Consider the following 23076-nt stretch of genomic DNA (forward strand, 5'->3'; position numbering starts at 1 on the left):
GCCCACGTCGGTCTTAGATCAGGCCGAGCTGGGTCACCGCGTTGCGCTCGTCGGCGAGCTCGGCGGTGGTCTTGTCGATCCGGCTGCGGGAGAACTCGTCGATCTCCAGGCCCTGCACGATGGTCCAGTCGCCGTCCTTGGTGGTCACCGGGAACGACGAGATCAGCCCCTCCGGCACGCCGTAGGAGCCGTCGGAGATGACGGCCATGGAGACCCAGTCGCCCGCCGGGGTGCCCAGCAGCCAGTCGCGGGCGGCGTCGGTGGTCGCCGAGGCGGCCGACGCGGCCGAGGAGGCGCCCCGCGCGTCGATGATGGCCGCGCCGCGCTTGGCCACGGTCGGGATGAAGTCGTTCTCGATCCAGTTCTGGTCGCCCACCACCTCGGCCGCGTTCTTACCCTTGACCTCGGCGTGGAAGATGTCGGGGTACTGGGTGGCGGAGTGGTTGCCCCAGATCGTCATCTTTGTGATGTCGGTGACCTTGGCGCCGGTCTTTTTGGCCAGCTGCGAGATGGCCCGGTTGTGGTCCAGGCGGGTCAGCGCCGAGAACCGCTCGCGCGGGATGTCCGGGGCGTTGCTCATCGCGATCAACGCGTTGGTGTTGGCCGGGTTGCCGGTCACGCCGACGCGGATGTCGTCGGCGGCCACCTCGTTGAGCGCCTTGCCCTGCGCGGTGAAGATCGCGCCGTTGGCCTCCAGCAGGTCGCTGCGCTCCATGCCCGGGCCGCGCGGCCGCGCGCCGACCAGCAGCGCGAGGTTGGCGCCGTCGAAGATCTTGTTCGGGTCGGCGCCGATCTCGACGCCGGACAGCAGCGGGAAGGCGCAGTCGTCGAGTTCCATCACGACGCCCTCGAGCGCCTTGAGCGCGGGCTCGATCTCGAGCAGACGCAGTTCGATCGGGCGGTCGGGGCCCAGCAACGAGCCGCTGGCAAGGCGGAACAACAGGCTGTAGCCGATCTGGCCGGCGGCGCCGGTGACGGCAACCTTGAGAGGACTTGCGCTCACGTCGATGTACCCCTTGTGTGGAGAAGTTCGTGCAGATTCGGGTTCCGCTCGAAACTAGCGCACCCTTCTTTGCCGCCGATCTCCGGTCCGCTACCAGGGCTTTCCGCCGCGCGATCGTCACGCCGGCCGGCGCCGGGACGCGTAGCATGAGCACCGCCTGGTCTGACCTGCGCTGCGTGGGAGGTGGATGTGTTCCAGGGATTCGACGCATTGCCAGAAGTGCTTCGGCCCATCGCCCACCAACCGCACCCGCAGCCGGCGCCCGAGGCCCCGCCGGCCCGCGCGACGCTGGTCGACTGCGCGGTGTACGACGACGGGAACCGGCTGCCCGGTGTGTTCGGTTACGCCGACGCCCTGGACAAGGTCCGCGAGATCGAATCCCAGGGGCGCGAGGGATTCGTCTGGGTGGGCCTGCGCGAACCGAACCAGGCCGAAATGCAGGAAGTGGCAGACGTTTTCGGGCTGCACGCGCTGGCCGTCGAGGACGCCGTGTGCGCCCATCAGCGGCCCAAGGTGGAGCGCTACGACGACACACTGTTTCTGGTGCTCAAGACCGTCAACTACGTGCCGCACGAATCGGTGGTGCTGGCCCGCGAGATCGTCGAGACCGGCGAGATCATGGTGTTCGTCGGCCGCGATTTCGTGGTGACCGTCCGGCACGGCGAACACGGCGGGCTGTCCGAGGTGCGCAAGCGGATGGACGGCGACCCCGAGCAGATGCGGCTGGGCCCGTTCGCTGTGATGCACGCGATCGCCGACCACGTGGTGGACCACTATCTCGAGGTGAGCAGCTTGATGCTCGCCGACATCGACAGCATCGAGGGGTTGGCGTTCGCCCCGGGCAGCAAGATCGACGTCGAACCGATCTATCTGCTCAAGCGCGAGGTCGTCGAACTGCGCCGCTGCGTCAACCCGCTGTCGTCGGCGTTTCACCGGATCCAGACCGAGAACAAGGACGTGATCTCCAAGGAGGTGCGCCGCTATCTGCGCGACGTCGCCGATCACCACTCCGAGGCCGCCGACCAGATCGCCAGCTACGACGACATGCTCAACTCGCTGATCCAGGCGGCCCTGGCCCGGGTGGGGATGCAGCAGAACAACGACATGCGCAAGATGGCGGCCTGGGCCGGCATCCTGGCGGTGCCGACCATGATCGCCGCCATTTACGGGATGAACTTCCATTTCATGCCCGAGCTCAACTGGACCTGGGGATACCCGGCGGTGATGGCGGGCATGGCCGTCGTCTGCCTGGTGCTGTACTTCCAGTTCCGCAACCGCAACTGGCTCTAGCGCTCGCTTTTTCCCGCGAGTTCCCCCGCGAGCAGACGTCAATCCGGCTGGGCGGCAGGGCGATTCGGGTCCAGCACGTCGACGCCGTCGTTGTCCCACGCCTGCCGCATCGCCTCCGCGCCCTTCAGCCGCACCCACGCCGCTTCCGTGGCGGTGATGGGGGTCGCCGACAGGAATTGCACCGGGTCGCGCGGCGGCGGCAGCGGCAGATCGGGAATATCGCTGCGGCCCAACAGCACTGCCGTGAACGGCACCCGGGCCGACGGCGACGCCCACAGCGGCGAGCCCAGGTCGATCAGCGCGCCGGCGACCAGCACCGCGCCCTCGACGGCCGGGGATGCCGCCAGGATCGCCAGGCTCTTTGCGATGCCGGTGACGGGGCCGGGATCGCGTAGCCGCAGCACGATCTCGGCGCGCGGTCCGCGCACCGGGTCGGCGATCTCGGCCGTCGGTTCGGTCATCGGATGACGCGAGCAGCCCAGCGAGACGTAGTGCACCAGCCCGTCGGCCGTGCGGAACCGCAGCACCTCGATGGTTTCGGTACCCAGGAATGTCACGCTGGCCGAATCTGGCTCGTCGCCGCCGAAGTGCGCCCGCACGTGCGCGCGCACCGGCTCCAGGGCCTGGCTCACGGCGAGCCGGACGGCGCGACGGTCAGGTTCACCCCGGAGTCGGCGTCGAAGACCATCAGCTTCGTCGTGTCCAGCGCCAACTCGACCGTCTGGCCGATGGCCGCTTTGGATTCGGCGGGAACCCTTGCCACGAACTGGTTTTCGTGCGCATCCGCCTCGGCGGCCAGTTCGTCCAACTGGGTCGAGTGCGCGGCCCACGCCGCGGTCGAGAAGTACACGTACTTGTCGGCGCCCAGCGACTCGACCATGTCGACCTTTACCTCGAAGGTCAGCGCCCTGATCCGCTGGTAGCCGTCGATCAGCGCGGCGTCGGACAGGTGTTCGGGTCGCGCGCCGACGATGATGTTGTCCGGCTCGGGATGCTCGGCGATCACCTGTTGAATTTCCGGTGTCAGCATCACCTCGCCGAAGGGCAGCTTCAGCCCGATCGGCGTCAGCGTGGCGGGGAAGAAATTCATCGCCGGCGAGCCGATGAAGCCGGCGACGAACAGGTTGGCCGGGTTCTCGTACAGCTCGTCGGGGGTGCCGATCTGTTGTGCCACACCGGAATGCATCACCACCACGCGGTCACCCAGGGTCATAGCCTCGGTCTGGTCGTGGGTGACGTAGACCGTGGTGGTGCCCAGCCGCTTCTGCAGCCGGGCGATCTCGCCGCGCATCTGCACCCGCAGTTTGGCGTCCAGGTTGGACAGCGGCTCGTCCATCAGGAACGCCTTCGGGTGCCGCACGATGGCCCGGCCCATCGCCACCCGCTGCCGCTGCCCGCCGGACAGCTGCGACGGCTTGCGGTCCAGAAAGTCGGTCAGGTCAAGGATTTTGGCCGTCTCGGCGACCTTCTGGGCGATCTCGGGCTTCTTCATCTTGGCCAGTGTCAACGGAAACGCGATGTTTTGGCGCACCGTCATGTGCGGGTACAGCGCATAGGACTGGAACACCATGGCGATATCGCGGTCCTTGGGCGCCTTCTCGTTCACCCGTTCGCCGCCGATGCGCAGCTCGCCGGATGAGATATCTTCAAGCCCGGCAATCATATTCAAGGTCGTGGTCTTGCCGCAGCCGGACGGGCCGACCAGGATCAGGAATTCGCCGTCGGCGATGGTGAGGTTGAGGTCGCGCACCGCCGTCGCGCCGTCCGGGTAGCTCTTGCTGACATGGTCCAGCACAATCTCGGCCATCGAGTCATCCCTTCACAGCGCCAGAGGTCAGCCCGGCGACGATCCGTCGTTGGAAGATTAGAACAAACAAGATGACGGGGACGGTGATCACCACGGCCCCGGCCGCGATCGATCCGGTCGGCTCCTCGAACTGTGAACTGCCGCTGAAGCTCACGATCGCCACCGGCGCGGTGATGGCCGCCTTGGTGGCGGTCATTGTCAGCGCCAGCAGCAGATCGTTCCAGGCGAAGATGAACACCAGGATCGCCGCGGTCACCACGCCCGGCGCCGCCAGCGGCACGATCACCTTCCGGAACGCCTGCGCCGGCGTGGCGCCGTCGATTTTCGCCGCCTTCTCCAAATCCCATGGGATCTCCCGGAAGAACGCCGACAACGTGTAGATCGCCAGCGGCAGCGCAAAGGTGATGTACGGCAGGATCAACCCCGGCCAGGTGTCGAACAGGCCGAGGAAGCGTTCGATGTTGAACAGCGGCGTGACCAGCGAGATCGCCGGGAACATGGTGATCAGCAGGGTGGCCCCGATCAGCAGCCGCTTGCCGGGAAAGTCCAGCCGGGCCACGGCGTAGGCGGCCATGGCGCCGAGCAGCACCGCGACCGCGGTGGTGATCAGCCCGATCCCGACGGAGTTGATCAGCGCCGAGCTGAAGAAGTCGCCGCGGAAGATGCCGCGATAGTTTTCCAGCGATATCGCCGACGGAATCAGCTTGCCGTCCTTGACCGTTGACGTCGGCTTCAGCGACAGGCTGAAGATCCACAACACCGGAAGCAGCGCATACACCACCACCAGCGTGTCGATCACGGCCCAGAGCACTGTGCGACGCGCGGCGGTTCGGTTAACGGCCATGGACGTCACCACCGGGGGCTGCCGCACCGAAGACCTTGACGAAAACCAGCGCGATCAGGCCCACGCATCCGAAGATCAGCACGCTGATCGCCGAGCCCAGCCCCACGTTGAAACCCTTGAACAGGTTGTCGTAGCCCAGCATCGACACCGAACCGGTGTTGTTGGCGCCGTTGGTCAAAACGTAGATGTTGTCGAAAATCCGGAAGGCGTCCAGGGTTCGGAACAACAGCGCGACCACCACCGCCGGCTTGATGATCGGCAGGGTGACGCGGGTCAACCGCCGCCAGGCGCCGGCGCCGTCCACCTGGGCCGCCTTGAGCAGGTCCTCAGGCACCAGCGCCAGACCGGCCAGCAGCAGCAGCGACATGAACGGCGTCGTCTTCCAGACCTCGGCGAGCACGACGATTGCCAGCGACGGGATCTGGGCGGTCAGCGGGGCGCTGCCGTGCGGCAGCAGGTTGGCCAGATAGCCGGTCCCGGGCGTCCAGGCGTAGTACCAGCTGTAGGACGCGACCGCGGTGACGATGCCGTACGGGATCAGCACCGCGGTGCGCACCAGGCCCTTGCCGACCAGGGTGCGGTGCATCACCAGCGCCAGCGCCAGGCCCAGCACGAATTCGGCGGACACCGAGACCACGGTGATGCCCAGCGTCACCGCCAGCGCGGTCCACCAATACCGGTCGCTGAGGATGGTCGCGTAATTGCTCAGGCCGACGAACGCGGTGTCGTGCGGAGCCGCAAGGTTGTTGCGCTGCAAGCTCAACCACACCGCATAGCCGATCGGGTAGGCCGTCACCGCCAGCATCAGAATCGCCGCCGGCGCAACCAGCACAAGCGCCAGCCGCTGTTCGGATGTCCGGCCCAGCACGCTCGGCGCGACGGAAGACGTTGGGGTAGGGCGTGTTTCGCCGAGGGTGGCCGTCACGGCAGCAGCCCCTTCCCGTCGACGGCCTTTTGCACCTCGACGCTGAGCTGGTCGGCGGTGCGCTCCGGGTCGATCCCGGTGATCGGGCTCAGCGTCGCGGCGAGCCGGATGGACACCGTCTGATAGACGGGCGTGGCCGGTCGCACCGCGGCGTCGGTGAGCTGGCGGCGGATGATGGTGTACATCGGGTACTTGGTCTGGAACTGCGGGTCGGAGTACAGCGAGGTGCGCACCGGCGGCAGGCCGCCCTGGATCGCCACATACTTCTGATGCTGCAGGCTGCGCACGCAGCGGATGGCTTCGAACGCCTCGGCCCGGTGGCGGGTGGTGCTGGCCACCGCCAGGTTGGCCCCGCCGATGGTCACCTTGGCCGGAAGGCCCGGCGCCGCACCGGGATACGGCGCGAAGCCGAAGACCTTCTGGCTGGCCTGGTAGGCGATGCGGTATTGCTCGTCGGTGGGCACGAAGATGCCGACGTCGTTGATGCTGCCGGCCAACCTCGGGTCCCGGTTCAGCGGCAGGAAGGGCACGCCGCCCTTCACCGCGTTGTCCAGCATCGAGGCCAGCGCGTAGGGCCAGTTGACGGCCAGGGCGGCGCGGCCCTGTTCGACGGCCAGCCGCGCGGTGCCCTCGTCGGTGCGGGTGATCGAGGGATCGGCGCCGGGGGCGGTCGCCACCGACTTGAGGATGCGCAGCGCGTTGACGGTGGCCGCCCGGTGCGCCGGGGTGTCGGTCAGCGTGACGCGGCGGCCGTCCTCGGAGAGCACCCGCCCGCCGCCGCTGGCCAGCAACGTGTTGAACCAGACCACCAGGCCTTCGCCCTCGTTGGCCTGCACCGCGATCCAGCTGGGCTGGCCCGCGGCGTGCAGCCGGGCCGCCTCGGTCACCACGGCGTCCCAGGTCCGCGGTGGCTGAGGCACCAAATCCGGCCGGTACCACAGCAATTGGGTGTTCGTCGTGACGGGCGCGGCGAACAGCCTGTCGTGCCAGCGCGCGGTGGACAGCGGGCCGGGCAGGGTGTCCACGGTCGCGTCGGCTTCGGCGCGGCCCGCGGGGTCGTCGGACAACGGCAGCGCCCAGCCCGCCTCGGCGAACTCCGCGGTCCACACCACGTCCAGCGACATGATGTCCAGCGTGCGGTCGCGACCGGTCAGCCGACGGGCCAGCTGCAACCGCTGCTCGCCCGGGGCCCGGGGCAGGCTGATCTGTTGAATGGCGAAGCGGCCGCCGAACTGCCTGGTGCAATCCTGGGCGATCGCGGCGAACGTGGCGCCGTCGGTGGCCGTGGTGTAGAAGCTGATCACCAGCCCGCGCGGCCCGGCGGCGCACGCCGACGACGCCGCGGCGATGGTGAGTGTCGCCAGCGCGACCGCGCCTGCCCGGCGTACGCGCCCACGACCGATCACCACTTGTTCACACCTCTCGTGCGCGCCTCAAATCGCCAAGCGCGCCAATAGGTCCCGCGCCTTCTCCGCATTCTGCGGATCGCAGAGCACGTCGTAGCGGCCCGCCACCAGCTGCATGGTCGAGCTGAAATCCCTTGTGCCACGGGCCATCGAGTAAGGAACGGCGGAGGTGATCAACCCGAAGAACACACCGGCGACCAGACCGGTGGCCAGCGCCCCCCACGGGTTGGGGCTGAAGAATCCGAGCACCAGCCCGATGAACAAACCCAGCCATGCCCCGCTCAGCACGCCACCGCCGAGCACCTTGGGCCAGGTCAGCCGGCCGGTCACCCGTTCCACCTGCATCAGGTCGACCCCGACGATGGTGACCTGCTGGACCGGGAACTGCTGGTCGGACAGGTAGTCGACGGCACGCTGCGCCTCGGCGTAGGTGGGATAGGAGCCGACGGGCCAGCCCCGGGGCGGTGTCGGCAGACCGGGCACGCCGCGGCGACCGCCCGCGCCGGGGGGTGGCGCGCCGGGAACCTGCCCGGGCTGGAAAGGACTAGTCATCGCCGCTCATTCTCCTCCGCCTCGACCGTCGTTTCATCTCAGGTCCTCCCCAGCCTATCCAGCCGGTCCAGCCGGCCAACGGATGCCACCTGCGGAAACACCGCGCGCCGCGCGCCGGGCTTCGGCGCCGCAACCGCCGGTCGCGGATGGGTTAGGTTGAACACCATGACGGCTCCCGGCGGCGGCTTCGGCGAGAGCGCCCAACACGACCACCACGGCGACCACCACGGCAACAAGGCCCACGGCGACAAGCCCAACGACGACGCAACCTCGGCGCCGCACGCCCAGCCGGCCCCGTGGGAACCGCCCGCCGGCTCCGCACCCCCGCCCTACCCACCGCCGGGCTATCCGGCCGACTACCCACCCGGCTATCCGCCCCCGTACCCGCCGCCGGTGGCCTCCCCCGTTCCGCCGCCCCCGCCCGGGTACGGGCCGCCGCCCCCGCCGGGCTACGGACCGCCCGGATACCCGGGTGGCTACTACCCCGGTCCGGATTACGGTGGCTACCCGCCGCTGCTCGGCGGGCAGCCCGGGACCAACGGTTTGGCGATCGCCTCGCTGATCGCGTCGTTCACCGGCCTGCTGTGCGGGATCGGCTCGGTCGTGGCCATCGTGCTGGGCGCGATCGCCCTGGACCAGATCAAGCGGACCCGGCAGGACGGCTTCGGCCTGGCCGTCGCCGGCATCGTCATCGGAATCGCCACCCTGGTGGTGACTTTGGTGGTCGTGCTGTTCGCCTTGCACACCCACTAGGTGCGCTCGGCCATCGAACCGGCGGCTGCCTAGGCTCTACTGCCATGGGATCGGTCAACAGGGTGTACATCGCGCGGCTGGCGCGGATGCTGGTGCTGGGCCCGCTCGGCGAATCCGTCGGCCGGGTCCGCGACGTGGTGATCAGCATCAGCATCGTCCGCCAGCAACCGCGGGTGCTGGGGCTGGTCGTCGACCTGGCGACGCGGCGCAGCATCTTCATCCCGATCCTGCGGGTGGCCGCCATCGACCCCAACGCCGTCACGCTGAGCACCGGCAGCGTGTCGCTGCGCCATTTCGAGCAGCGGCCCGGCGAGGTGCTGGCCATAGGTCAGGTGCTCGACACCGTGGTCAAGGTCAACGACCCCGAACTGCCGGAGCTGGCCGGTGTCGACGTGGTCGTGACCGACCTGGGCATCGAGCAGACCCGGACGCGGGACTGGATGGTCACCCGGGTCGCGGTGCGCCCGCAGCGACGGCTGCGCCGGCGCGGCCCGGTGCACGTGGTGGACTGGCGCAACGTGCAGGGCCTGACCCCGTCGGCGCTGGCGCTGCCCGGCCAGGCCGTCGCGCAGCTGCTCGAACAGTTCGAGGGCCGCAAGCCGGTCGACGTCGCCGACGCCATCCGCGGACTCCCGCCCAAGCGCCGCTACGAGGTGCTCAAGGCGCTCAACGACGACCGGCTGGCCGACATCCTGCAGGAGCTGCCCGAACTCGACCAGGCCGAGGTGCTCTCGCAGCTGGGGACCGAACGGTCGGCCGACGTGCTCGAGGAGATGGATCCCGACGACGCCGCCGACCTGCTCGGGGTGCTCAATCCGACCGACGCCGAGATGCTGCTGAAACGGATGGACCCCGGCGATTCGGCCTCGGTGCGCCGCCTACTCACCCACTCCCCCGACACCGCGGGCGGCCTGATGACCTCCAACCCGGTGGTGCTCACCCCGGACACCGCGGTCGCCGAGGCGCTGGCCCGGGCCCGCGATCCCGATCTGACCGCCGCGCTGTCGTCCATGGTGTTCGTGGTGCGCCCGCCCACGGCCACGCCCACCGGCCGCTATCTGGGCTGTGTGCCGTTGCAGCGGCTGCTGCGCGAGGCGCCGGCGGAGCTGGTCGGCGGGATCGTCGACAGCGACCTGCTGACGCTGCGGCCGGAGACGCCGCTGGTCGCGGTGACCCGCTACCTGGCCGCATACAACCTGGTGTGCGGCCCCGTGGTCGACGACGAGAACCACCTGCTGGGCGCGGTGACCGTGGACGACCTGCTCGATCACCTGCTGCCGCCGGACTGGCGGGTGGACATGCAGGAACTCGACACCGCCGGCCGGCTCGAGGGACTGGGAGGATCCGGGTGAGCAAATCCACGGCTGTGCGCCGGCTGTACACGCCGCGGACATCGCGCCGGTACTCGCCGCGGCTGGATCCCGAGACCGTCGGGCAGATCACCGAGTCGATCGCGCGCTTCTTCGGCACCGGCCGGTACCTGTTGCTGCAGACCATCGTGGTGGCGGTGTGGATCGTGGTGAACGTGTTCGCGGTGCGACTGCGCTGGGATCCCTATCCGTTCATCCTGCTGAACCTGGCGTTCTCCACCCAGGCCGCCTACGCGGCGCCGCTGATCCTGTTGGCGCAGAACCGGCAGGAGAACCGCGACCGGGTGGCGCTCGAAGAGGACCGCCGTCGCGCTGCCCAGACCAAGGCCGACACCGAGTACCTGGCCCGCGAGCTGGCCGCGGTGCGGCTGGCCGTCGGCGAGGTGGTGACGCGGGAGTACCTGCGCCACGAGCTCGACGACCTGCGTGAACTGCTCGCCGAGCTGCGGCCCCAAAGCGCCGACGGCGAGCCGGTTTCCGGCGCCGACAACCGGGAGCAGACGGCTAAGAAATCCAGGTGAGAACCGGTCAAACCATTGCGCCACTCGCGTCACAAGAGTTATGTATGGTGATCTGGTTCACCGAGCTAACAGAAAGTAACGCCCAGCTCACACCTAGGACGGTCGAGTGCGCATAGGGGGAAGCCGGGGTGCAGACCCGGCCGCCGCGACTGTGCGGCAGCGAGCACTTCGGAACACGCGCAAGCCGATATTCGGCATCGCCATGATCACTCCCTTGGTCTTCGCGGGTGCGGTCAGCGCGACGGGCCCATCGCTGCCGGTGCGAACGCCCCCGGTCCACGCCGCCGTCACCCCGGTGGCCGCCGTCTCGCCGACCTTCCCCGACCTCACCGGTCCCGCCGTCGTCGCGATCGACCGCGGCCCCACCGCCTTTCACGTCGCCGAGCCGGCACTGTCCGCCCCGCCGCCGGCCGCGATCGTCAACGCGCCTGGGGCGCTTGGCATTCCGAGCATCGCGCTGGCCGCCTACCGCAATGCGGAGCAGAAGATGGCCGTCGCCGCCCCGGGCTGCGGCGTGAGCTGGAACCTGCTGGCCGGGATCGGGCGCATCGAATCGGGCCACGCGGGCGGCGGCGCGGTCGACGCGCGCGGCACCGCGATCACCCCGATCTACGGCCCGTCGCTGGACGGCACCCTGCCCGGCAACGAGGTCATCATCCAAAGCGCCGCCGGCAACCGGGTCACCTACGCGCGCGCCATGGGGCCGATGCAGTTCCTGCCGGGCACCTGGGCGCGCTACGCCTCCGACGGCAAGGGCGACGGCGTGGCCGACCCGCAGAACCTGTTCGACTCCACCCTGGCGGCCGCGCGCTACCTGTGCAGCGGCGGGCTCAACCTGCGTGACCAGTCGCAGGTGCTGACCGCGATCCTGCGCTACAACAACTCGATGCCCTACGCGCAGAACGTGCTGGGCTGGGCGGCGGCCTATGCGACCGGCGTCGTCCCGGTCGACCTGCCGCCGATGACCGGGCCGCCGCCGCCGCTGGGCGATGCGCACCTCGAGCACCCCGAAGGGCTCGGGCCCAACCTGCCGATGAACATCAACGGCCTGCCGCTGGACGACCCGCTGGCCCGAGTGCCGCTGATCGACCTGAGCAGCCCCGCGCTCGGCAGCCCGCAGCCGATGTTCCCGTGGATGACGCCCACCCCGCAGCAGGCGCCGACCCAGGTTCCCGGGTGCACGGTGATCTGCATCAGCTCGCAGGGCCCCCCGCCGGCCGGCCCGCCCCCGTTCGGGCCGCCGCCCCCGGATGCCGGACCCGTCCCGGCGCCCCCGGCCGGAGCGGCACCGCAAGCCGCGGCGGCGCCCCGGCCGGAGCCGCACCGCAAGCGCCGTCGCCCAAGTCGGCCGGCCCGCGCCGAACGCGCCGAAGAAGCCGGCCCGGCCTAGCCGGCCGCAGGGTCGCCTCCCGACAGCACCCGGCCACCCGCCTACACTCGGCGGTGATGTCCCGCCATGACTCCTCCGACTCAGCAGCCGACCTGAGCGCCGCCGTCCGCGCCGCCCTGGGCAAGGTGATCGACCCCGAACTGCGGCGTCCGATCACCGAACTCGGGATGGTCAAGAGCATCGACACCGAGCCCGACGGCGCGGTGCATGTCGCGATCTACCTGACCACCGCCGCGTGCCCGAAGAAGACCGAGATCAGCGACCGGGTGACCCGGGCGGTCGCCGACGTCCCGGGCACCGGCGCGGTCAAGGTCACCCTGGACGTGATGAGCGACGAGCAGCGCACCGAGCTGCGCAAGCAGCTGCGCGGCGATGCCCGCGAGCCGGTTATCCCGTTCGCGCAACCGAATTCGCTGACCCGGGTCTACGCCGTCGCGTCCGGCAAGGGCGGGGTGGGAAAGTCCACCGTCACCGTCAACCTGGCCGCGGCGATGGCCGCCCGCGGCCTGTCGGTCGGCGTGCTGGACGCCGACATCCACGGCCATTCCATCCCGCGGATGATGGGCACCACCGACCGGCCCACCCAGGTCGAGTCGATGATCCTGCCGCCCATCGCCCACGACGTGCGGGTCATCTCGATCGCCCAGTTCACCCAGGGAAACACCCCGGTCGTGTGGCGCGGCCCGATGCTGCACCGGGCGCTGCAGCAGTTCCTGGCCGACGTCTACTGGGGCGACCTGGACGTGCTGCTGCTCGACCTGCCGCCGGGCACCGGTGACATCGCCATTTCGGTCGCCCAGCTGATTCCCAACGCCGAGATCCTGGTGGTGACGACGCCGCAGCTGGCCGCCGCCGAGGTCGCCGAGCGGGCCGGCAGCATCGCGCTGCAGACCCGCCAGCGGGTGGTCGGTGTGGTGGAGAACATGTCGGGGCTCACCCTGCCGGACGGCTCCACGCTGCAGGTGTTCGGCGAGGGCGGCGGCAAGCAGGTGGCCGAGCGGCTGTCCCGGGCGGTCGGCGCCGAGGTGCCGCTGCTGGGTCAGATCCCGCTGGACCCCGCGCTGGTGGAGGCGGGCGATTCCGGTACCCCGCTGGTGCTCAGCGCGCCGGATTCGCCGGTGGGCAAGGCGCTGCGCGCGGTGGCCGACAGCCTGTCGTCGCGCCGGCGCGGACTGGCCGGCGTGTCGCTGGGGCTCGACCCCACCCGGCGCTGACGGTTCAGGTGGCGTCGGCGTCGAACGGCGTCTGGCCGGGGCGGTGCGGCTCGGGCGGCGGCGCCGGGGCGGGCGGCGGCTGGGCCGCGGCGCCGTTGACCGGCCGGTCGAAGGCCCCGGTCAAGAACGAATCGTCGCCGTCCAACAGGTGCTTGGTCAGCGCCGCCCGCGGCGTCATCCCCCGCAGCTTCTGCAGCTCGCTGAGCGGGACGCGCAGATCGTCGAACTCGGGCCCGAGGTCCTCGCGCAACTGGGTGGTCACACCGCTGAGGTAGTCCCGCGCCTGGCGCAGGGCGTTCGACGTCCACCGGATGGCGCCCGGCAGCCGCTCCGGCCCGAGCACCACCAGGCCCACCACGACGAGGACCAGCATGTGCTCCCAGCTCAGACTGCCGAGCATCAGCTGCCGTCCGGGTCCGGCTTCACCGTCAGGGTGACGTGGCGGCCGTCGCGCACCACCTCGATCGGGGAATCCTGGCCGATGGTCAGCTGCCGCACCGCGACCACGAACTCGTCGGCGTCGGCGACCTTGCGGTTGCCCACCTTGACCACGACGTCGTTCTCCAGGACGCCGCCCTTCTGCGCGGGGCTGCCCGCCTTCACGTTGGCCACCTGCGCGCCGGAGGCGATCGCGTTGCTCACCGAGCGGGTGCTGACCCCCAGCGTCGGGTGCACGATCTTGCCGTCCCTGATCAAGGTCTGGGCGACCTCCTTGGCCTCGTTGATGGGGATCGCGAAGCCCAGCCCACTTGCGCTGTCGGACAACGACTTACCCGCGGTGTCGATACCGATCACCTGGGAATCCATGTCGATCAGCGGGCCGCCGGAGTTGCCGTGGTTGATCGACGCGTCGGTCTGCACGGCGTCGATCACCGTGTCGGTGTCCGAGCCCTCCCCGGACAGCGGGACCGGTCGGTGCAGGGCGCTGACGATGCCGTGCGTCACGGTGCTGCGCAGCCCCAGCGGCGCGCCCGCGGCCAGCACCTCGTCGCCGACCCGCACCTTGTCGGAGTCACCGAGCCGGGCCACCGACAGATTGTCGACGTTGTCCACCTTCAGCACGGCCAGGTCGGTCTTGGGGTCGCGGCCGACCAGGTTGGCGGGCACCTCCTTGCCGTCGTTGAACACCACGGTGGTCTTGAACTGGCTGGGGTTGTTCGCCGCCTCGGAGATGACGTGGTTGTTGGTGACGATGTAGCCGCGGCCGTCGATGACGACGCCCGAGCCCTGCATGCCCTCCTGGTCGCTCTTGGACTCGATGGTGACCACCGCGCCCGCGGTGGCCGCCGCCACCTTCGCGAAGCGCCCGGCCGGGGCTTCGCCGTTGCCGTTCGTCGACAGCGTCACCTTCGACGTGGTGAAGGCCTCGGCGACCTCGGCGGTCTTGCGCCCGACCACACCGCCGATCAGGCCGATGACCAGCGCGATCAGCAGCAGAACCAGCAACGCCAGGTAGGACACCTTGCCGCCGAAGAGCACGTCGCGCACACCCAGCTTGCCGCCGTAGCCTAGCGCGGACCGCGACGGCGACGGCGCCACCGCCGGCGTGCCCAACGCGGCCGGGGCCCCCGGGTCACGCCACGGGTCGTCGGCGTGGTCGGGCTCCACCCCGTCCTTCTCGGCCGCCAGCGCGCCGCTGTCGACGGGGTGGCGCTGCAGCGTCTCCGGGCTGCCGTCGGGCCGGCTGAACGCCTCCTGCAGCACGGGGTCGGCCGACTGCTCGCTCGGCCGGAACTCCGACTGCTCCCGGTACTTCTTCGGACGCACGCGTTCGGCCACGAACGATCCCCGCAGCCCGGCGGGCCGACCGAACTCCCGGCGCGATGCGGGGTCGACGGGCGGGCGCGAGATGGGGCGCGGCGCCAACCGGTTGGCGCTGTCTTTTGCTTGGTCGTAGCCTGGGTCGGAGGTCACGTTATCCCTTTTGGATCCTCGATTTGAGCGCTCGAGACAGGCCTTTACCGGGCGATTTACGCGGCACCGGCGTTGTCCGTGTCCACCCTAGTATCCACGGCGCACCGGTGGCCGCCGGGAACGCGCGGGACGGCACGACGCTACGGACGCCGGCGCCGGTCGCGGGCGTCGCGGTCCGCCAAACGGTCGGGGGCGTCGGGCGACTCGTAGGGGATCTCGGCCAGCATCCCGAGCAGGTTGGCGGGGATCCGGATCGGGCGCGAGTCGCGCAGCGCGGCGCGCGCCCGGCTCTGGTCGTCGACCTCGGCGGCGCACTGTGCGCACTGGGAGAGGTGATGCGCGGCCCGCAGGTGCGCGTTCATCCGCAGCTCGCCGTCGACGAACGCGGCGATGGCCTCGACGGACAGGTGCTCGGTGGAGCCGAACTGGCGGGGCGCGCCCACCGGCGCGTCGCTCTGGGAGGCGAACTGTGCGGGCAGCCAGGAGAACGCGCGGCGGAACACATGTCCTCGATCGGGCATCGCCAGCTCCTTGCCATTCATTCTTATTGCCGCCTTATTCGCCTTCTTCGAATGTAGCGCGACAGGGCGCCCGATACCGAGGCCAAGGCCGCAAAGCCGCTGAATAGCTGCCCGAACGTTAGCCGGGCGGGCGCTGACTACGCCGAGGAGGCGCGCAGCGCGTCGTGGTCGGGGTGCGCGGCCAGGTAATCGCGCAGGGCCTGGCGGCCGCGGTGGATGCGGCTGCGCACGGTGCCCAGCTTCACCCCCAGCGTCGCGCCGATCTCCTCATACGACAGGCCCTCGATGTCGCACAGCACGACCGCGGCGCGGAACTCCGGCGGCAGCGAGTCCAGCGCGGCCTGCAGATCGGGGCCGAGCCGCGAATCGTGGTAGATCTCTTCGGGATTGGGCTCGTCGGCGGGCACCCGCTCGTAGTCCTCGGGCAGCGCCTCCATCCGGATGCGCGAGCGCCGGCGGACCATGTCCAGGAACAGGTTCGTGGTGATGCGGTGCAGCCAGCCCTCGAAGGTTCCCGGCTGGTAATTCTGCACCGACCGGAACACCCGGATGAAGGTCTCCTGGGTGAGGTCCTCGGCGTCGTGCTGATTGCCGGAAAGCCGGTAAGCCAGCCGGTACACCCGGTCGGCGTGCTGGCGCACCAGCTCGTCCCACGACGGCATGGCCGTCTTGTCACCGGTCGCATCGAAGACCGCGGTGCCCTGCAGCCCGTCGGACGGCTCCGCCCACCCGTCGGCGGAAGGGTCGTGCGCGTGCGACATGCTGGACGGGCTCAAAAGCGTGGTGATGATCAATTCCTCCGAATTCGGCATGCCGATCAGCGGCATTTCGTCATTGGCGGCAACAGGCAGCTGCCATTCGGTATTCCCGGTCTCCCGCGCTCCGCGATCCATACGGACACCGTCGCGTATCGGCGTATGTGCGGTATATGAACAATCTGAGCTGAGCCTGAGAAACCTTTTCGTTACCTGCGCTGTCCAGCAGATATCCATCGCCCGGTGACCTTAAACGCGGCGCGCCGGTCGGGCGTGTCGGCGGGATCGGGTTCAGGCGCGCCTGTCGGACTGCGCGGTGAATTGGAATACGCTGCGGGCATGGACGGCACCGACGCAGAAGCCCCCGGCCAAACAGCGCCCAGTCGGGCCGAATCGCTGGTCGCCCATGCCGAGGCCTCGATCTCCGAAGACGCGCTGTTGGCGGCCGCCCGCGAGCGGGCCGTCGACATCGGGGCGGGCGCGGTGACGCCGGCGGTCGGCGCGTTGTTGAGCCTGCTGACCAAGCTGAGCGGCGGCAAGGCGATCGCCGAGGTGGGCACCGGCGCGGGCGTCAGCGGGCTGTGGTTGCTGTCGGGCATGAGCGACGACGGCGTCCTGACCACGATCGACATCGAGCCGGAGTACCTGCGGCTGGCCAAGCAGGCGTTCGCCGAGGCCGGCATCGGGCCGTCGCGCACCCGGCTGATCGGCGGCCGCGCCCAGGAGGTGCTCACCCGGCTCGCCGACGAGTCTTATGACCTGGTGTTCATCGACGCCGACCCGATCGACCAGCCGGACTATGTGGTCGAGGGGGTGCGGCTGCTGCGGCCCGGCGGCGTGATCGTGGTGCACCGGGCCGCGCTGGGCGGGCGCGCCGGCGACCCGGCCGCCCGCGACGCCGAGGTGGTGGCGGTGCGCGAGGCGGCGCGGCTGATCGCCGAGGACGAGCGGCTCACGCCGGCGCTGGTGCCGCTCGGCGACGGCATCCTGGCCGCGGTGCGCGACTGACACGGGCACCTCGGGCCCGTCGCGCCCTTGCCGGGCCGTCGGCGGGGCCTTTGCCGGGCCTTTGGGGGGCCTTTGCCGGGCCTTGCCGGGCCGGCCGCATTTTTACCGATTCTTGACGCGCGCCCTCCTTGACCGCGGGCTGAACATACGTTTAGCATGCTGAACATGCGTTCAGCCGACCTCACCGCCGCCGCCCGGATCCGGGACGCGGCCATCGAGCAATTCGGCGAACACGGGTTCGGCGTCGGGCTGCGCCGGATCGCCGAGGCGGCCGGGGTGAGCGCCGCGCTGGTGATCCACCACTTCGGCTCCAAGGAGGGCCTGCGCAAGGCGTGCGACGACCACATCGCCGAGCAGATCCGCGAGAGCAAGACCGAGGCGCTGCAGACCAACGACCCGGCCGTCTGGTTCGGGCAATTGGCCGAAATCGAGGAATTCGCACCGCTGATCGCCTACGTGCTGCGCAGCATGCAGACCGGCGGCGACCTGGCGAAGATGCTGTGGCGCCAGATGATCGAGAACGCCGAGGGATACCTGGAAGAAGGCGTGCGGGCCGGGACGATCAAACCCAGCCGCGATCCCCGGGCCAGGGCCAAATATCTCGGGATCACCGGAGGCGGCGGACTGTTGCTCTATCTGCAAATGCATGACAACCCAACCGATTTGCGTGCGGTGTTGCGCGACTATTCGCGCGACATGATCCTGCCCGCCCTCGAGATCTACACCGAGGGCCTGATGGCGGACCGCACCATGTACGACGCATTTCTGGCTGCCGAAGATCAAGGAGATTCCCATGGCAACTGACGGTTTTGCGCCCATCGAGATCCGCGGGCTCACCAAGAACTTCGGTGCGGTGCGGGCACTGGACGGTCTCGACCTCACCGTGCGGGAGGGAGAAGTCCACGGTTTCCTGGGGCCCAACGGCGCCGGCAAGTCGACCACGATCCGCATCCTGCTGGGACTGGTGAAAGCCGACGGCGGCACGGTGCGGCTGCTGGGCGGCGACCCGTGGACCCAGGCCGTCGAACTGCATCGCCAAATCGCTTATGTTCCAGGCGATGTCACGCTGTGGCCGTCACTGACCGGCGGCGAGATCATCGACCTGCTGGCCCGGATGCGCGGCGGCATCGACAAGAGGCGCCGCGCCGAGCTGATCGAGCGCTTCGACCTCGACCCGCACAAGAAGGCACGCACCTACTCCAAGGGCAACCGGCAGAAGGTTTCGCTGATTTCGGCGTTCTCGTCGCGCGCCCGGCTGCTGCTCTTGGACGAGCCCAGCAGCGGCCTGGACCCGTTGATGGAGAACGTTTTTCAACAGTGCGTGGCGCAGGCCCGCGACCGGGGCACCACGGTGCTGCTGTCCAGCCACATCCTGGCCGAGACGGAGGCGTTGTGCGAAAGGGTGACGATCATCCGGGCCGGCAAGACCATCGAAAGCGGTTCGCTGAGCTCGATGCGGCATCTGAGCCGCACCTCGATCAAGGCCGAAATGACCGGTGACCCCGGTGATCTCAGGCGGATCAAGGGCGTCGAGGACATCAGCATCGAGGGCAACACGCTGCGCGCGCAGGTCGACAGCGAAAGCCTCGGTGAGCTCATCCGGGTGCTCGGGGATGCTGGGGTGCGCAGTCTGGTCAGCCAGCCCCCGACCCTCGAGGAGCTCTTCCTGCGCCACTACGACACCTCCGGGACCGACGGCGAGCGCGGAGCCCACGAGGCCGAGGTGTCGCTGTCATGAGTGCGACAACCCTGACCCGGCCCTCCGCATCGGCCTCGCCCGCGCCGCTAGGCGGTGCGCATTTCTCCGGCACGCTGCAGATGCTGCGGCTCTACCTGCGCCGGGACCGAATCTCGTTGCCGCTGTGGGTGTTACTGCTGTCGGTGCCGTTGTCCACGGTCTACGTCGGCAGCATAGAGAAGGTCTACCCCACCGCCGCCGCGCGGGCCGGTTTCGCCGCCTCCATCATGGCCAGCCCGGCCCAGCGCGCCCTGTACGGCAAGGTGTACAGCGACAGCCTTGGGGCCGTGGGGATTTGGAAAGCCGGAATGTTTCACGTGCTGATCGCCATCGCGGTGATCCTCACGGTGATCCGGCACACCCGCGCGGACGAGGAAAACGGGCGCACCGAGCTGGTGGACTCCACCGCGATCGGCCGCTACGCCGGCCTGACCGCGGCGCTGACGCTGTCGTTCGCCGCCTCGATCGCCACCGGCGCGATCGGCGCGGCGGGACTGCTGGGCACCGACGTCCCGGCCGGCGGGTCGCTGGCCTTCGGCGCGGCCTTGGCCTGGTCGGGCCTGGTGTTCACCGCGGTGGCCGCGGTCACCGCGCAGCTGTCGCCCAGCGCCCGGTTCGCGCGCGGCGCCGCGTTCGCCGTCCTGGGCACCTCCTTCACCGTGCGTGCCGTCGGCGACGCCGGCCCGGGCGGCCTGTCCTGGCTGTCCCCGCTGGGCTGGTCGCTGCTGGTGAAACCGTATGCGGGCGATCGCTGGTGGGTGCTGGTGCTGCACCTGGTGACCACGGCCGGCCTAACCGTGCTGGCCTACCGGCTGCTCGCCGGCCGCGACGTCGGCGCCGGGCTGATCGCCGAGCGCCCCGGCCCGGCCACCGCCGCGCCGCGGTTGGGCAACGCCTTCGGGCTGGCGTGGCGGCTGGACCGCGCCGCGCTGCTGTTGTGGACGGCGGGACTGGCCCTGTACGGCCTGCTGATCGGCAGCGTGGTGCACGGCATCGGCGACGAGCTGGGCGACAGCGGACAGGCACGCGACATCGTCGCGCGGATGGGCGGCACCAGCGCCCTCGAGGACGCGTTCATCGCCGTGGCGTTCGCCATGATGGGCATGGTCGCCGCCGCGTTCGCCGTCTCGCTCACCCTGCGGTTGCACCAGGAGGAATCGAGCCAACGCGCCGAAACGGTGTTGGCCAGTGCGGTGTCGCGAACCCGTTGGCTGGCAAGTCATTTGGTGATCGCGCTGGCCGGGTCCGGGGTGGCGATGCTGGCCAGCGGAACAGTCGCCGGCCTGGTCTACGGCATCGCGGCCGGTGATGTCGGCGGCAAGCTGGCCATGGTGGTGGCCAGCGCGGCCGTCCAGCTGCCCGCGGTCTGGCTGCTGTCGGCGGTGACGGTCTGCGTCTTCGGCGTCGCGCCGCGGTTCGCCCCGGTGGCCTGGGGCGTGCTGATCGGCTTCGTCGCCCTGTATCTGATCGGGTCGCTGGCCGGGTTCTCCCAGTGGCTGCTCGACCTGGAACCGTTCGCCCACATTCCCAGAGTCGGCGCAGATTTCACCGCCGTACCCCTGTTATGGCTACTGGCCATCGACATAGGGTTGACCATTCTCGGTGCCATGGCTTTTCGGCGCCGCGACCTACGTTGCTAGGAGAGCGTGATGAAAACCGGACTCCGGGTGACGGCGACGTCCGTCTGGGGAATTCTCTCCTGGATCTTGATCCTGTTGCTGCCGGCCGGCACGCTGCACTACTGGCAGGCCTGGGTTTTCATCGCGGTGTTCACGGTGGCGACCATCGTGCCCGCCGCCTACCTGGCCCGCACCAACCCCGCGGCCCTGCAGCGCCGCATGCGCGCGGGCCCGCGGGCCGAACCCCGGACCGCGCAGAAGTTCATCATCACGGGCTCGTTCCTGAGCCTGTTCGCGGCGATGGTGTTCAGCGCGCTCGACCACCGGTTCGGCTGGTCGTCGGTGCCGGCCTGGCTGTCGCTGCTCGGCGACGTGCTGGTGGCGACCGGCCTCGGGATCGCCATGCTGGTGGTCATTCAAAACAGTTACGCCGCAGCGACAGTCACGGTGGAAGCCGGCCAGACAGTGGTCTCCAGCGGGCTGTATCGATTCGTGCGTCACCCGATGTACACCGGAAACGTGATCATGATGATCGGCATCCCGCTGGCGCTCGGCTCGTACTGGGGACTGCTGTTCGTCGTCCCGGGCACCGCGCTGCTCGCGCTGCGCATCTTCGACGAGGAAAAGCTGCTGCTGCAGGAACTACCCGGATACCCCGACTACACCCAGAAGGTGCGCTACCGGCTGGCCCCCCACCTCTGGTAGGCGCGCCGCCGAGCGCCTAGGGTATTGGCGTGCCGCCCACTCGGATGACCGCGCTGGACCGTCCCTGGCGGCGCCCCGGCGCACTGCGCTACGCGCTGAACAGGATTCGCGGCGTCGCCAAACCGCCCGTCACCGTCACCGACCCACCCGCGGACCTGCACGTCGAACGGGACGTCGCCGTCCCCACCCGCGACGCAACGGTGTTGCGAATCAACGTCTTTCGCAAGGCAGACGCGGAGCCGCGACCGGTCATCCTGAGCATCCACCCGTACGGCAAGGACAGCCTGCCCAAGCGGCGGGGCAACCGGTGGACCTTTTCGGCGCAGTACCGGATACTGCGCCAGCCGCGACCGGTGACCTTCTCGGCGCTGACCGGTTGGGAAGCGCCCGATCCCGCCTGGTGGACGGCGCAGGGCTTCGTCGTGGTGAACGCCGACTCGCGCGGCTGCGGCCGTTCGGAGGGCACCGGAAACCTGTTGTCGCACCGCGAGGCCGAGGACACCTACGACCTGGTGCAGTGGGTCGCCGGGCAGCCGTGGAGCGACGGCAACGTCGTCATGCTGGGGGTGTCCTACCTGGCCATCAGCCAATACGCGGTCGCCGCCCTGCAGCCGCCGGCACTGCGGGCGATCTGCCCGTGGGAGGGCTTCACCGACGCCTACCGGGACCTGATGTTTCCCGGCGGCGTGCGCGAGTTGGGCTTCATCCGAATGTGGTCACGCAATGTGCGACGTGATACCCGCCAGGCCTACGACTTGCAGGACATGCAGGACCGCCACCCGCTGCGCGACGAGTTCTGGCGCTCGCTGGTGCCCGACCTGTCGGCGATCGCCGTGCCCATGCTGGTCTGTGACAGCTTCTCCGACAACAACTTACACAGCCGCGGCTCGCTGCGCGCCTTCACGCACAGCAGCTCGACGCATGCCCGGCTCTACACCCATCGCGGCGGCAAGTGGGCGACCTTTTACGCCGAGGAGGCGCTGGCCGAACAGCTGAGCTTCTTTCGCGGTGTACTGGACGGGGCACCGGCCGCGCGCAGCGTGCGCCTCGAGGTACGCGAGGACCGCGACACCGTCACGGCGGTGCGCGAGGAATCCGAATGGCCGCTGGCCCGGACCCGCTGGCGCGCACTGCATCTGGGTGACGCCGGGGTGCTGAGAACCGACCCGGCCGCACAGCCGGGCAGGGTGGCATTCGGAACACGTTCCCGCGCAGCATGTTTCACCTGGACGGTGCCCGACGACGTGGAACTGACCGGGCCGATGGCCGCCCGGCTGTGGGTGGAACTGCACGGCTGCGACGACGCGAACCTGTTCGTCGGCGTGGAGAAGTGGCGCCCCGGCCGGTTCCGCGACCGCTTCGTCGCGTTCGAAGGGTCCTACGGCTACGGCCGCGACCGGGTCAGCACCGGCTGGCAACGAGTTTCGCTGCGCGCCCTGGATTCCCGGCTGTCGCGGCCGGGACAGCCCGTCGCGGCCTGCACCGATCCGCAACCCGTCGCGGCGGGCGAGGTCGTCGCGGTCGACGTCGCGCTGGGCCCGTCGGCGACGCTGTTCCGCGCCGGCGAGCACCTGCGGCTGGTGGTCGCCGGGCGCTGGCTGTGCCCGACCAATCCGCTCACCGGCCAGATCCCGGCCGCCTACCAGAACTCGCCGCGCGGTCGCGTCAGCCTGCACTGGGGTCCGCGCCGCGACGCGCATCTGCTGATCCCCGAGATCCCCTGAGTCGCCGAGCAGACGCA

23 protein-coding genes are annotated in these 23076 nt (G+C 69.7%); 12 read left to right on the forward strand and 11 right to left on the reverse strand.

Features of this window, described 5'->3' with window-relative positions:
* Positions 1 to 13: 13 nt before the first annotated feature.
* Positions 14 to 1003 (reverse strand): malate dehydrogenase, encoded by a 990-nt coding sequence (locus tag NF20_RS13025; RefSeq protein ID WP_009975594.1) that lies wholly within the window; start codon positions 1001 to 1003, stop codon positions 14 to 16.
* A gap of 189 nt (positions 1004 to 1192) precedes the next feature.
* On the opposite strand from NF20_RS13025, the gene corA reads away from it, so the two are divergent.
* A complete protein-coding gene (gene corA, locus NF20_RS13030) occupies positions 1193 to 2293 on the forward strand; it encodes a magnesium/cobalt transporter CorA (RefSeq protein ID WP_024636856.1) in 1101 nt (366 codons plus the stop codon).
* A gap of 38 nt (positions 2294 to 2331) precedes the next feature.
* Here corA and NF20_RS13035 read toward each other — a convergent pair whose 3' ends face one another.
* Genes NF20_RS13035 through NF20_RS13060 form a run of 6 tightly spaced genes read right to left on the reverse strand, consistent with a single transcriptional unit; the run spans position 2332 to position 7827 of the window.
* Positions 2332 to 2925: a suppressor of fused domain protein gene (locus NF20_RS13035; RefSeq protein ID WP_033711617.1), complete on the reverse strand. Its 594-nt coding sequence runs from the start codon at positions 2923 to 2925 to the stop codon at positions 2332 to 2334.
* Positions 2922 to 4100 carry an ABC transporter ATP-binding protein gene (locus NF20_RS13040; RefSeq protein WP_009975588.1) on the reverse strand — a complete coding sequence of 393 codons (1179 nt, stop codon included), beginning with the start codon at positions 4098 to 4100 and terminating at the stop codon, positions 2922 to 2924. The genes NF20_RS13035 and NF20_RS13040 overlap by 4 nt, the downstream gene beginning before the upstream one ends.
* A 4-nt stretch (positions 4101 to 4104) precedes the next feature.
* On the reverse strand, positions 4105 to 4944 hold the full coding sequence (locus NF20_RS13045; RefSeq protein ID WP_033711634.1) for a carbohydrate ABC transporter permease: 840 nt from the start codon (positions 4942 to 4944) through the stop codon (positions 4105 to 4107).
* A complete protein-coding gene (locus tag NF20_RS13050) occupies positions 4934 to 5812 on the reverse strand; it encodes a carbohydrate ABC transporter permease (RefSeq protein WP_033711616.1) in 879 nt (292 codons plus the stop codon). Before NF20_RS13050 ends, NF20_RS13045 begins: the two co-directional genes overlap by 11 nt.
* A gap of 53 nt (positions 5813 to 5865) precedes the next feature.
* Positions 5866 to 7278: an extracellular solute-binding protein gene (locus NF20_RS13055; protein WP_023865428.1), complete on the reverse strand. Its 1413-nt coding sequence runs from the start codon at positions 7276 to 7278 to the stop codon at positions 5866 to 5868.
* Positions 7279 to 7302: 24 nt separating this feature from the next.
* Positions 7303 to 7827, reverse strand: a complete 525-nt coding sequence (locus NF20_RS13060; protein WP_003875531.1) for a general stress protein — start codon at positions 7825 to 7827, stop codon at positions 7303 to 7305.
* A gap of 165 nt (positions 7828 to 7992) precedes the next feature.
* Between NF20_RS13060 and NF20_RS13065 the strand changes: the two genes are divergently transcribed.
* From NF20_RS13065 to NF20_RS13085, 5 genes are all read left to right on the forward strand, one after another.
* On the forward strand, positions 7993 to 8580 hold the full coding sequence (locus tag NF20_RS13065) for a DUF4190 domain-containing protein (protein WP_033711633.1): 588 nt from the start codon (positions 7993 to 7995) through the stop codon (positions 8578 to 8580).
* 44 nt (positions 8581 to 8624) lie between these two features.
* On the forward strand, positions 8625 to 9932 hold the full coding sequence (locus NF20_RS13070; RefSeq protein WP_009975580.1) for a magnesium transporter MgtE N-terminal domain-containing protein: 1308 nt from the start codon (positions 8625 to 8627) through the stop codon (positions 9930 to 9932).
* Positions 9929 to 10471 carry a DUF1003 domain-containing protein gene (locus tag NF20_RS13075; RefSeq protein ID WP_011724094.1) on the forward strand — a complete coding sequence of 181 codons (543 nt, stop codon included), beginning with the start codon at positions 9929 to 9931 and terminating at the stop codon, positions 10469 to 10471. The genes NF20_RS13070 and NF20_RS13075 overlap by 4 nt, the downstream gene beginning before the upstream one ends.
* 106 nt (positions 10472 to 10577) lie before the next feature.
* Positions 10578 to 11861, forward strand: coding sequence for a lytic transglycosylase domain-containing protein (locus NF20_RS13080; protein ID WP_255343460.1), 1284 nt, complete (start codon positions 10578 to 10580; stop codon positions 11859 to 11861).
* Positions 11862 to 11917: 56 nt separating this feature from the next.
* Complete coding sequence (locus NF20_RS13085) at positions 11918 to 13075, forward strand: Mrp/NBP35 family ATP-binding protein (RefSeq protein WP_155947441.1); 1158 nt, start codon at positions 11918 to 11920, stop codon at positions 13073 to 13075.
* A gap of 4 nt (positions 13076 to 13079) precedes the next feature.
* Here NF20_RS13085 and tatB read toward each other — a convergent pair whose 3' ends face one another.
* The 4 genes from tatB to sigE all read right to left on the reverse strand — a co-directional run bounded on the left by tatB (position 13080) and on the right by sigE (position 16403).
* A complete protein-coding gene (gene tatB / locus NF20_RS13090) occupies positions 13080 to 13475 on the reverse strand; it encodes a Sec-independent protein translocase protein TatB (protein WP_011724092.1) in 396 nt (131 codons plus the stop codon).
* Positions 13475 to 14989 carry a S1C family serine protease gene (locus NF20_RS13095; protein WP_011724091.1) on the reverse strand — a complete coding sequence of 505 codons (1515 nt, stop codon included), beginning with the start codon at positions 14987 to 14989 and terminating at the stop codon, positions 13475 to 13477. The genes tatB and NF20_RS13095 overlap by 1 nt, the downstream gene beginning before the upstream one ends.
* Positions 14990 to 15129: 140 nt before the next feature.
* The gene (rseA, locus tag NF20_RS13100) at positions 15130 to 15510 is read right to left on the reverse strand and encodes an anti-sigma E factor RseA (RefSeq protein WP_033711632.1); all 381 of its coding nucleotides are present in this window, start codon (positions 15508 to 15510) and stop codon (positions 15130 to 15132) included.
* A gap of 137 nt (positions 15511 to 15647) precedes the next feature.
* Positions 15648 to 16403: an RNA polymerase sigma factor SigE gene (sigE, locus tag NF20_RS13105; protein WP_003875522.1), complete on the reverse strand. Its 756-nt coding sequence runs from the start codon at positions 16401 to 16403 to the stop codon at positions 15648 to 15650.
* A gap of 201 nt (positions 16404 to 16604) precedes the next feature.
* Here sigE and NF20_RS13110 point away from each other — a divergent pair, with 201 nt between their 5' ends.
* The 6 genes from NF20_RS13110 to NF20_RS13135 all read left to right on the forward strand — a co-directional run bounded on the left by NF20_RS13110 (position 16605) and on the right by NF20_RS13135 (position 23059).
* On the forward strand, positions 16605 to 17273 hold the full coding sequence (locus NF20_RS13110) for an O-methyltransferase (RefSeq protein WP_003875521.1): 669 nt from the start codon (positions 16605 to 16607) through the stop codon (positions 17271 to 17273).
* Between the two features lie 165 nt (positions 17274 to 17438).
* Positions 17439 to 18077, forward strand: a complete 639-nt coding sequence (locus NF20_RS13115) for a TetR/AcrR family transcriptional regulator (RefSeq protein ID WP_009975569.1) — start codon at positions 17439 to 17441, stop codon at positions 18075 to 18077.
* The gene (locus NF20_RS13120) at positions 18067 to 19011 is read left to right on the forward strand and encodes an ABC transporter ATP-binding protein (protein WP_011724088.1); all 945 of its coding nucleotides are present in this window, start codon (positions 18067 to 18069) and stop codon (positions 19009 to 19011) included. The genes NF20_RS13115 and NF20_RS13120 overlap by 11 nt, the downstream gene beginning before the upstream one ends.
* Complete coding sequence (locus NF20_RS13125) at positions 19008 to 20651, forward strand: ABC transporter permease (protein WP_011724087.1); 1644 nt, start codon at positions 19008 to 19010, stop codon at positions 20649 to 20651. The genes NF20_RS13120 and NF20_RS13125 overlap by 4 nt, the downstream gene beginning before the upstream one ends.
* A gap of 9 nt (positions 20652 to 20660) precedes the next feature.
* Positions 20661 to 21335, forward strand: coding sequence for a methyltransferase family protein (locus tag NF20_RS13130; protein ID WP_009975566.1), 675 nt, complete (start codon positions 20661 to 20663; stop codon positions 21333 to 21335).
* Positions 21336 to 21379: 44 nt separating this feature from the next.
* Positions 21380 to 23059, forward strand: coding sequence for a CocE/NonD family hydrolase (locus tag NF20_RS13135; RefSeq protein WP_088295488.1), 1680 nt, complete (start codon positions 21380 to 21382; stop codon positions 23057 to 23059).
* Positions 23060 to 23076 lie beyond the last annotated feature (17 nt).

Source organism: Mycobacterium sp. MAC_080597_8934, assembly GCF_000523975.1.
GTDB lineage: Bacteria > Actinomycetota > Actinomycetes > Mycobacteriales > Mycobacteriaceae > Mycobacterium > Mycobacterium avium.

Bases quoted from the DNA above. Each gene is read 5' to 3' on its own strand.
- NF20_RS13045 (WP_033711634.1), bottom strand. From the start codon at position 4,944: ATGGCCGTTAACCGAACCGCCGCGCGTCGCACAGTGCTCTGGGCCGTG.
- NF20_RS13060 (WP_003875531.1), bottom strand. From the start codon at position 7,827: ATGACTAGTCCTTTCCAGCCCGGGCAGGTTCCCGGCGCGCCACCCCCC.
- NF20_RS13040 (WP_009975588.1), bottom strand. From the start codon at position 4,100: ATGGCCGAGATTGTGCTGGACCATGTCAGCAAGAGCTACCCGGACGGC.
- NF20_RS13115 (WP_009975569.1), top strand. From the start codon at position 17,439: ATGCGTTCAGCCGACCTCACCGCCGCCGCCCGGATCCGGGACGCGGCC.
- NF20_RS13070 (WP_009975580.1), top strand. From the start codon at position 8,625: ATGGGATCGGTCAACAGGGTGTACATCGCGCGGCTGGCGCGGATGCTG.
- NF20_RS13065 (WP_033711633.1), top strand. From the start codon at position 7,993: ATGACGGCTCCCGGCGGCGGCTTCGGCGAGAGCGCCCAACACGACCAC.
- NF20_RS13120 (WP_011724088.1), top strand. From the start codon at position 18,067: ATGGCAACTGACGGTTTTGCGCCCATCGAGATCCGCGGGCTCACCAAG.
- sigE (WP_003875522.1), bottom strand. From the start codon at position 16,403: ATGGATCGCGGAGCGCGGGAGACCGGGAATACCGAATGGCAGCTGCCT.
- NF20_RS13135 (WP_088295488.1), top strand. From the start codon at position 21,380: ATGACCGCGCTGGACCGTCCCTGGCGGCGCCCCGGCGCACTGCGCTAC.
- NF20_RS13110 (WP_003875521.1), top strand. From the start codon at position 16,605: ATGGACGGCACCGACGCAGAAGCCCCCGGCCAAACAGCGCCCAGTCGG.
- rseA (WP_033711632.1), bottom strand. From the start codon at position 15,510: ATGCCCGATCGAGGACATGTGTTCCGCCGCGCGTTCTCCTGGCTGCCC.
- NF20_RS13130 (WP_009975566.1), top strand. From the start codon at position 20,661: ATGAAAACCGGACTCCGGGTGACGGCGACGTCCGTCTGGGGAATTCTC.
- NF20_RS13125 (WP_011724087.1), top strand. From the start codon at position 19,008: ATGAGTGCGACAACCCTGACCCGGCCCTCCGCATCGGCCTCGCCCGCG.
- NF20_RS13085 (WP_155947441.1), top strand. From the start codon at position 11,918: ATGTCCCGCCATGACTCCTCCGACTCAGCAGCCGACCTGAGCGCCGCC.
- tatB (WP_011724092.1), bottom strand. From the start codon at position 13,475: ATGCTCGGCAGTCTGAGCTGGGAGCACATGCTGGTCCTCGTCGTGGTG.